We start from the raw sequence: 7961 nt of genomic DNA, 5'->3' as shown, positions 1-7961 counted from the left end.
GAGGCCGATTGGCGCCCTGAAATTCGGGATTTTCTAAAAAGTGGTCACCAATGAGGCCGATTGGCGTCCTAAAATTCCAGTTTTACGAAAAACAGGTCACCAAAGAAAATAAGAGAATAGAAATAGGCACCGGATTAAACCGGTGCCATAATTTTATAATCCAAGAAAGGTATCAAAACCTTCAAGATGCCTTCTGCTCGGCAAAAGAGGGTTGTTGGGCTGCTTGATTCCTTTTAAATACATTGAACACCAGATTCAAGACGATGGCAGTTAAGCTTCCGGCAACAATACCGTTGTCTGTCAGGATCCGGATGCTTGAAGGCATTTGCGCGAATAATTCCGGCACGGCTGTCACCCCGAGTCCCATCCCTACAGAGCATGCAATGATCAATAGATTCTCCTGTGATGAGAACTCTACCGCGCTAAGCATTTTGATACCATAAGCGACAACCATTCCAAACATGGCAACCATTGCTCCTCCTAAGACAGGGGTTGGGATAATCGTAGTCAGTGCGCCAATCTTCGGTACGAGTCCGAGCAATACAAGGAATGCACCTGCTGTGTATATGACATTTTTTGTCTTCACACCGGACAGCTGAAGAAGTCCTACGTTTTGTGAATAAGTTGTATAAGGAAAAGCATTAAAGAATGCTCCGAGGATAATCGCAAGTCCTTCAGCACGGTAGCCACTCGCAAGATCTTTTTCTTCAAGCTTTTCTTCACAAATATCTCCTAGAGCAAAGTAGACTCCTGTAGATTCCACGAGACTGACCATGGCTACGAGAATCATCGTCAGAATTGCTGAAACCTCAAATGTTGGCAGACCAAAATAAAATGGTGCTGGCATATGCAGCCATGAAGCTTCCGCAACAGCACTGAAATTCACCATTCCCATAAAATATGCAACGATTGTTCCCCCAGCCAATCCCAACAGAATCGCAATGGCACGAACAAATCCTTTAAAGAAACGGAACAACACAATAATGAAAAGCAAAGTACCGAATGCAAGTCCGATATTTGTAAGAGAACCAAAATCAGGGCTGCCCTCTCCCCCAGCCATATTATTCATCGCAACCGGAATCAAAGTGATCCCGATTATTGTTACAACAGATCCGGTCACAACCGGAGGGAAAAACCTGACAAGCTTGCCAAAGTACTTTGAAATTGCGACGACAAAAATACCTGAAACAAGGATGGAGCCATAAATCGCTGAAATACCGTATTGTCCGCCAATCGCAATCATCGGCCCTACGGCGGTAAAGGTGCAGCCTAGTACCACCGGAAGTCCGATGCCGAAGAATTTATTGCGCCATACTTGCAAAAGGGTAGCAATCCCGCACATGAAAATATCAATTGATACTAAGTAAGTTAACTGTTCACCTGTTAAACCAAGAGCTCCACCAACAATTAGCGGAACAATCACTGCTCCTGCGTACATCGCCAGTACATGCTGGATTCCTAATGAAGCAATTTTAAATGGATTCTGTTTCATCGCGTCAATTCCACCTTTGTCTCAGTTGTTTGTTGTTCAAAGCTGACTAAGCCATCATTAAGCGAGTCTATTATTGCCAATGACTCGACCCGATAGCCCTTGTCTCTCAGAAGGGAGCCGCCATCTTGAAATCCTTTTTCTATCACAATACCGATTCCTGCTATTGATGCTTTTGCCTTGCTGGCTATGTCGGCAAGTCCAAGTGACGCTCGTCCGTTGGCGAGGAAATCGTCAATGATCAGAACCTTATCGTTTTCCGATATGTACTGATTAGAAACAGAAATTTCGCTTGTTTCTTCCTTGGTAAAAGAGTAGACAGATGCTGTAATCAAATTATTTACGAGAGTTAGAGATTTTCTTTTCCTGGCAAAAACAACTGGTACATTCAGCTGAAGACCTGTCATAACAGCTGGAGCAATTCCGGATGATTCAATTGTCAGTATTTTAGTTATCCCGCAATGAGCAAATCGTTCTGCAAACTCTTTCCCAATTTCAAGCATCAGCTGCGGATCAACCTGGTGATTCAGAAATGAATCTACTTTTAATACTGAAGATGACAGGACAATTCCTTCGTTTTTAATTTTCTCAATAAGCAGTTCCATCGTATTCCTCCTCTGTAATGAGAGCTCTAAATACAAAAAAGCCCAAAACCTTGCATTCACTTCATATAATGAGTGAAGCAATGGCCTTGGGCTAATGAACAAGCTGTGGGCAAATAGAGGTTGAGTGCGACCCCTGCATTGCTCACTCATAGTCGGATCATTTACGGTAATCCGGTAGAAACTTGCAGGCCATATCCCCGCGATTATATGAGTGAAGCTATTGATTTAATGATATTATATCACTATTTTAAATACATTCAATAAATAATGTCGAAAAAACCGAACAAACCATCAGTAATAAACAATAATATTCGTTTATTGAGAGTGGAATTGAAGTGTCTGCTCATAGATTTAAAAGAAAAAATCTTCCCCATTTTACAAATATTTGATAAACTATTTAAGCATTTGAGGGGTTGGGGGATATACATATGAGCGTATTCAAGGATTTATTATGGTATTTCAAGTCGGAGAAAAAGGCCTATCTGACAGGGGTTTTCCTGCTGTTATTTGTGGCGTTTCTCCAGCTTATCCCGCCGCGCGTCATTGGAATAATTGTAGATGAAATTACCAATGGTACGCTTACGGCTGGAAAACTTGGAAAGTGGATTGTAGTCTTAGCCGGTACTGGACTGGCGATGTACTCACTTCGCTATTATTGGCGGATCATGATTTTTGGTTCTGCGGTAAAGCTGTCGCGATTATTAAGGAATCGGCTGTATAGCCATTTTACCAGTATGTCGCAGTCTTTTTACCAGAAAAGAAGGACAGGAGACTTGATGGCTCATGCTACAAATGACCTTTCGGCGATCCAGCAGACAGCAGGTGCCGGTGTTCTGACGTTTGTTGACTCTGTCTCAACCGGAGGCTTCGTCATCATCGCGATGGCAGCGACAATCAGCTGGAAACTGACGTTGATCGCATTGATTCCAATGCCATTCATGGCTTTGCTGACAAGCTGGTACGGGACGATGCTTCATAAAAGATTCCACAAGGCCCAGGAAGCTTTTTCTGATTTGAATGATAAGACACAGGAAAGTATCACGGGAATTAAAGTCATTAAAACATTTGGTCAAGAAAAAGAAGATATTGAGGATTTTCGCAAACAGTCCGCGGATGTTGTGAAAAAGAACATTTCTGTCGCAAAGGTTGACGCTTTATTTGACCCAACGATTTCTATCATTGTTGGCATCTCATTCTTCTTGTCGATTGCTTTTGGTGCAAGGTATGTATTGAACGGCGAACTGACAATTGGACAGCTGGTATCTTTCACTTCATATCTTGGCTTGCTGGTGTGGCCGATGCTTGCGTTCGGCTGGTTTTTCAATATTGTTGAACGTGGAAGGGCTTCATACGATCGTGTTTCAGCCTTGCTTGATGAAAAAATCGACATCCAAGACAAACCGGATGCCCTGGCTATTGTTCCGAATGGCGATTTAAAATATGATATTAAGTCATTTACCTATCCTGGCGACCAGGAGCCTTTATTGAAGGATATCAATTTTGGTTTAGGGAAAGGGCAGACGCTGGGAATCGTCGGAAAAACAGGAGCCGGTAAAACGACACTATTAAAGCTGCTGATCCGGGAATTCGACCTTTCGGAAGGAAGCATCAATATTGGCGGAAGGAACATCCAGGACTATAAGATGGATCGATTGAGACAGGCAATTGGATACGTTCCACAGGATCATTTCCTTTTCTCCGCAACTGTCCAGGATAACATTGCTTTCGCGGATCCTACTGTCGATAAGGAGGTCATCTATAATTCAGCTAGAGTGGCAAACATCCATGATGACATTCTTGAATTTACCGATGGCTATCAAACCGTTGTTGGGGAGCGTGGGGTTTCACTCTCAGGCGGCCAGAAGCAGAGGATTTCGATTGCCCGTGCATTGGTGATGAATCCGGAAATCCTTATTCTTGATGATTCGTTGTCGGCGGTCGACGCGAAGACCGAGGAACAGATTTTATCAGCATTGAAAGAAAATCGAAAAGATAAGACAACAATTATCACTGCACATCGCTTAAGCGCCATCCACCACGCTGATCTGATTGTTGTCCTTGAAGATGGACAAATTGCTGAGCGCGGAACCCACGACCAGCTGATGGAGAACGACGGCTGGTACAAGGATATGTATTTAAGGCAGCAGCTTGAAGAACTTGTCGAGCAGGGAGGGTGATCAATGGAAAAAACGCCTGTACTAAACGCTAAAGAGCAGCGTTCCGTGCTGTTCCGGCTTCTTGCATATGCAAAGCCGCATTTAAAAATGATTTTTGTCGCATTCGGATTCCTGCTGCTCGCCACTGTTGGGGATGTGCTCGGACCGATATTGGTGAAAATTTTTATCGATGATTACTTGAGGGAAGGCTACATGCCTTTCAAGCCATTGTTGATGCTCGGTGCTGCTTATATCGGCATCCAGATCCTCAATGTGCTCGTCTCTTATTTTCAGCTTCTGAAGTTCCAGGAAATTGCGCTAAAAATCATCCAGCAAATGAGGATTGATGTCTTTACAAAGGTGCAGCAGCTTGGATTGAAATATTTTGATAAAACACCTGCTGGCTCACTTGTATCCAGAGTGACCAATGACACCGAAGCAATCAAAGATATGTTCGTCAGTGTCATTGCGACGTTCATCCAAAGCGGCTTCTTGCTGTTCGGAATTTTTGTCGCAATGTTTATCCTGAATGTGAAATTGGCTTTGTTCACAATGCTGATTTTACCGTTCATCGTGTTCATCATGAGTTTGTACCGGAAACTGAGCTCAAAGTTTTACCAGGATATGCGTGAACGGCTGAGCCAGCTGAATGCAAAGCTCAGCGAATCACTCCAGGGTATGTCAATCATCCAGATGTTCCGCCAGGAAGAAAGATTGAAAAGGGAGTTCGGCGAAATTAACGACAAGCATTTTGACGCGGGAATGAAAAACATCAAGGCAGATGGCCTGTTGTTACGCCCGGCTGTTGACCTGGTCTATATTTTAGCGTTAATTATCGTTCTTAGCTTTTTTGGGATTACTTCTTTTGACAGTCCAATTGAGATTGGGGTATTGTATGCATTCATCAATTACCTGGATCGCTTTTTCGAGCCGGTGAACAATATGATGATGAGACTTTCCATGTACCAGCAGGCGATTGTCGCTGCATCACGTGTTTTCAAACTGCTTGATGAAACTGAGCTTGCTCCGGGACAGACTGGAAATGAAGCAGACAAAATCAAGGATGGAAAAATAGAATTCAAAGATGTCAGTTTTTCCTATGATGGAAAAAGGGATGTACTGAAAAAGATCAGTTTCACCGTGAATCCTGGGGAAACTCTTGCATTTGTAGGCCACACCGGAAGCGGGAAGAGCTCAATCATCAACCTGCTGATGCGCTTTTATGAATTCGAGCGTGGAGATATTTTGATTGATGATCATTCGATAAAGAACTATCCGGTAAAAGAGCTGCGCCACAAGATGGGGCTCGTGCTTCAGGATCCATTCTTATTCTACGGAACAATTGGGGATAATATCAGGCTTCACAACAGCGATTTGACTGAAGAGGATATAAAAAGGGCGGCGGAATTTGTCCAGGCGGATTCTTTCATTGATAAACTGGAAGATGGATATGCACAAAAAGTGACAGAGCGAGGCTCCACTTTTTCGAGCGGACAGAGGCAGTTGATCGCTTTCGCTAGAACGATTGCGGCTAATCCTAAAATCCTTGTCCTGGATGAAGCGACTGCGAATATCGATACGGAAACCGAAGAGGCCATCCAGACAGCACTATCCAAAATGCGCAAAGGCAGGACCACAATTGCCATTGCCCACAGGCTTTCGACCATCCAGGATGCAGACCAGATCATCGTCCTCCATCATGGAGAAATAGTCGAACGCGGAACACATCAAGAACTGCTCATTCACCAGGGGCTTTACCATAAGATGTATCTCCTGCAGAATGGTTCAGTAGAACGATTGGAAGATGTGGTAGGATAAATAATTATATTATGTAAAATGGCGATTACTAATAGGTAATCGCCTTAATTTTGATTTGAAATCGGAATATGAAAATACTGTCCTGACTTGACTGGCAGGTTAGATCACAACGGTTTTTATTTATTCTTATCAAGGCAGAAATGAAACTTTTTTGCCTAAAGAATCGTACTATTATCCAATAAAGTAATTATATTTGGGGAAGAGGGAAAAAGATGGGATTAAAGAGCATGATAAAGAAGGAAATTAAAAAGCAAGTGAAGAAGCAAGTAACAAAGAAAGCTGGAAAGAGTGCTGGAAAAATATTCGGGAAAGTAATGAAAAAGTTTTAAGATATGCTGAAAATAAACATACAACTGCGGTTCACTTAAAACTGAAGAAATTGACTTTAAAATTAAAAGAGTAGTATGCATCATTAAAACGATGAATACTACTCTTTTTCATATGCCTTTAAGGTTAGTTTAATTGAAAAGGGAAGTTGAAGCCGATGCGAAAATGAGTATGTGCTTTTCGTTTTGTCGACATATATTGAATAGGCAGGAACCTGCTTAAATAGACAAAAATAAAACAGCTATAACGCTTATGGCGTTTAGCTGTTTTTAGTGTGCTGCTATCTTTTTAATGTATACGCGATTATATTCATTTAACAGTTCATCAAGTTCCTGGCTGTAATGGATGGCAATTGTGGAATTGAGGCCGTTCTTTGATGCGATTTGTATCAGTTCTTCGCGTTTCTTTTCAATGAGGTTGATTAGTTGCTCCTTAGACAATGTGAAAATCCTTTCTTGTTTTATCTCTTAGCAGTATATTAAAAATAGTTATGTAAAATCATTATCAAATATAGAAATTATTACAAGTGCTATATTAGTATATAGCATATACTGCCAAATTTCAAAAGAAACATTTGTAAAATATTTTCCTGTAAAAAATATACACCGTAGTTTATTACCCAGTTTTTAAGAAGGTAAACACCTTTTTTATAGAAATTAATAAATTGTTCACAGTTAAACTATAATAATTGTAAATGGTTTTGTTAGAATGGGACTAACGAATATGGACTGGGGATGGAATTATGACAGATATAAATATTTTCATTGCTATGGGAGCTGGATTCCTTAGCTTTATTTCTCCGTGCTGCTTGCCGCTTTATCCGGCATTTTTATCTTATATTACTGGGATGTCTGTAGGAGAACTGAAGAGCGAAAATGCGATGCTGCAAAGGCGCAGCCTGCTGCATACTCTGTTTTTCTTATTGGGCTTTTCGGTGATTTTCATTGCAATTGGCTTCGGTACCTCTTTTGTAGGGCAATTCTTCATACAGTACCAGGACCTCATCCGCCAGCTGGGTGCGATTTTTATTGTCGCCTTCGGGTTGATGGTGATTGGCTTTTTTAAGCCTGAGTTCTTGATGAAAGACAGAAAAATAGAATTCAAGAACCGGCCATCAGGTTATTTTGGGTCCTCGCTGATTGGTATGGCATTCGCTGCCGGATGGACTCCGTGTACTGGTCCTATCTTGGCTTCGGTCATCCTGCTTGCAGGTTCAAACCCTGGCTCAGGAATGCTTTATATGATCGCCTATACTCTGGGTTTTGCGATTCCGTTCTTCATTCTTTCATTCTTCGTTGGAAAAATGCAGTGGATCCGTAAACATAATGTGAAAATTGTAAAAGTCGGCGGCTATATCATGATTTTAGTCGGAATCATGTTGTTCTTCGACTGGATGACGAAGCTCATTTCGATTCTATCTATGTTTTTTGGAGATTTTACAGGATTTTAACAAGCACATTGAAGTTTGATATCAGAAGGATCAATATGAGAGTATATTCACTGGGGATTTTTTTAAGTGAGAAATTTGTCGGTGTCTTTACATTGAAAATAATGGTTAAATATAGT

6 protein-coding genes and 1 riboswitch are annotated in these 7961 nt (G+C 41.6%); of the genes, 3 read left to right on the top strand and 3 right to left on the bottom strand.

Annotation, left to right across the window (positions count from 1 at the left end; all coding sequences use genetic code 11):
• Positions 1–181: 181 nt before the first annotated feature.
• Both TY49_RS06230 and TY49_RS06225 read right to left on the bottom strand, forming a co-directional pair.
• Positions 182–1492, bottom strand: a complete 1311-nt coding sequence (locus TY49_RS06230) for a nucleobase:cation symporter-2 family protein (protein ID WP_041965040.1) — start codon at positions 1490–1492, stop codon at positions 182–184.
• Positions 1489–2094 (bottom strand): xanthine phosphoribosyltransferase, encoded by a 606-nt coding sequence (locus TY49_RS06225; RefSeq protein ID WP_041965039.1) that lies wholly within the window; start codon positions 2092–2094, stop codon positions 1489–1491. Before TY49_RS06225 ends, TY49_RS06230 begins: the two co-directional genes overlap by 4 nt.
• Positions 2095–2223: 129 nt before the next feature.
• Positions 2224–2325, bottom strand: a riboswitch (purine riboswitch).
• Positions 2326–2522: 197 nt separating this feature from the next.
• Between TY49_RS06225 and TY49_RS06220 the strand changes: the two genes are divergently transcribed.
• A complete protein-coding gene (locus TY49_RS06220) occupies positions 2523–4271 on the top strand; it encodes an ABC transporter ATP-binding protein (protein WP_041965038.1) in 1749 nt (582 codons plus the stop codon).
• Between the two features lie 3 nt (positions 4272–4274).
• Positions 4275–6068 carry an ABC transporter ATP-binding protein gene (locus TY49_RS06215; RefSeq protein WP_041965037.1) on the top strand — a complete coding sequence of 598 codons (1794 nt, stop codon included), beginning with the start codon at positions 4275–4277 and terminating at the stop codon, positions 6066–6068.
• 596 nt (positions 6069–6664) lie between these two features.
• Here the strand turns inward: TY49_RS06215 and TY49_RS06210 are convergent.
• Positions 6665–6835 carry an aspartyl-phosphate phosphatase Spo0E family protein gene (locus TY49_RS06210; RefSeq protein ID WP_041965036.1) on the bottom strand — a complete coding sequence of 57 codons (171 nt, stop codon included), beginning with the start codon at positions 6833–6835 and terminating at the stop codon, positions 6665–6667.
• A 302-nt stretch (positions 6836–7137) separates the two neighbouring features.
• Between TY49_RS06210 and TY49_RS06205 the strand changes: the two genes are divergently transcribed.
• Positions 7138–7845, top strand: coding sequence for a cytochrome c biogenesis CcdA family protein (locus TY49_RS06205; protein ID WP_041965035.1), 708 nt, complete (start codon positions 7138–7140; stop codon positions 7843–7845).
• Positions 7846–7961: the final 116 nt, after the last annotated feature.

The sequence above is a fragment of the Mesobacillus selenatarsenatis SF-1 genome (genome assembly GCF_000813125.1).
GTDB lineage: Bacteria > Bacillota > Bacilli > Bacillales > Cytobacillaceae > Mesobacillus > Mesobacillus selenatarsenatis.
Note: the sequence above shows the minus strand (reverse complement) of the source record. Positions and strands in the feature narration are given on the sequence as shown.

Excerpts from the sequence above, each read along its gene's own strand:
- TY49_RS06230 (WP_041965040.1), bottom strand. The coding sequence starts at position 1,492 with ATGAAACAGAATCCATTTAAAATTGCTTCATTAGGAATCCAGCATGTA.
- TY49_RS06225 (WP_041965039.1), bottom strand. The coding sequence starts at position 2,094 with ATGGAACTGCTTATTGAGAAAATTAAAAACGAAGGAATTGTCCTGTCA.
- TY49_RS06220 (WP_041965038.1), top strand. The coding sequence starts at position 2,523 with ATGAGCGTATTCAAGGATTTATTATGGTATTTCAAGTCGGAGAAAAAG.
- TY49_RS06215 (WP_041965037.1), top strand. The coding sequence starts at position 4,275 with ATGGAAAAAACGCCTGTACTAAACGCTAAAGAGCAGCGTTCCGTGCTG.
- TY49_RS06205 (WP_041965035.1), top strand. The coding sequence starts at position 7,138 with ATGACAGATATAAATATTTTCATTGCTATGGGAGCTGGATTCCTTAGC.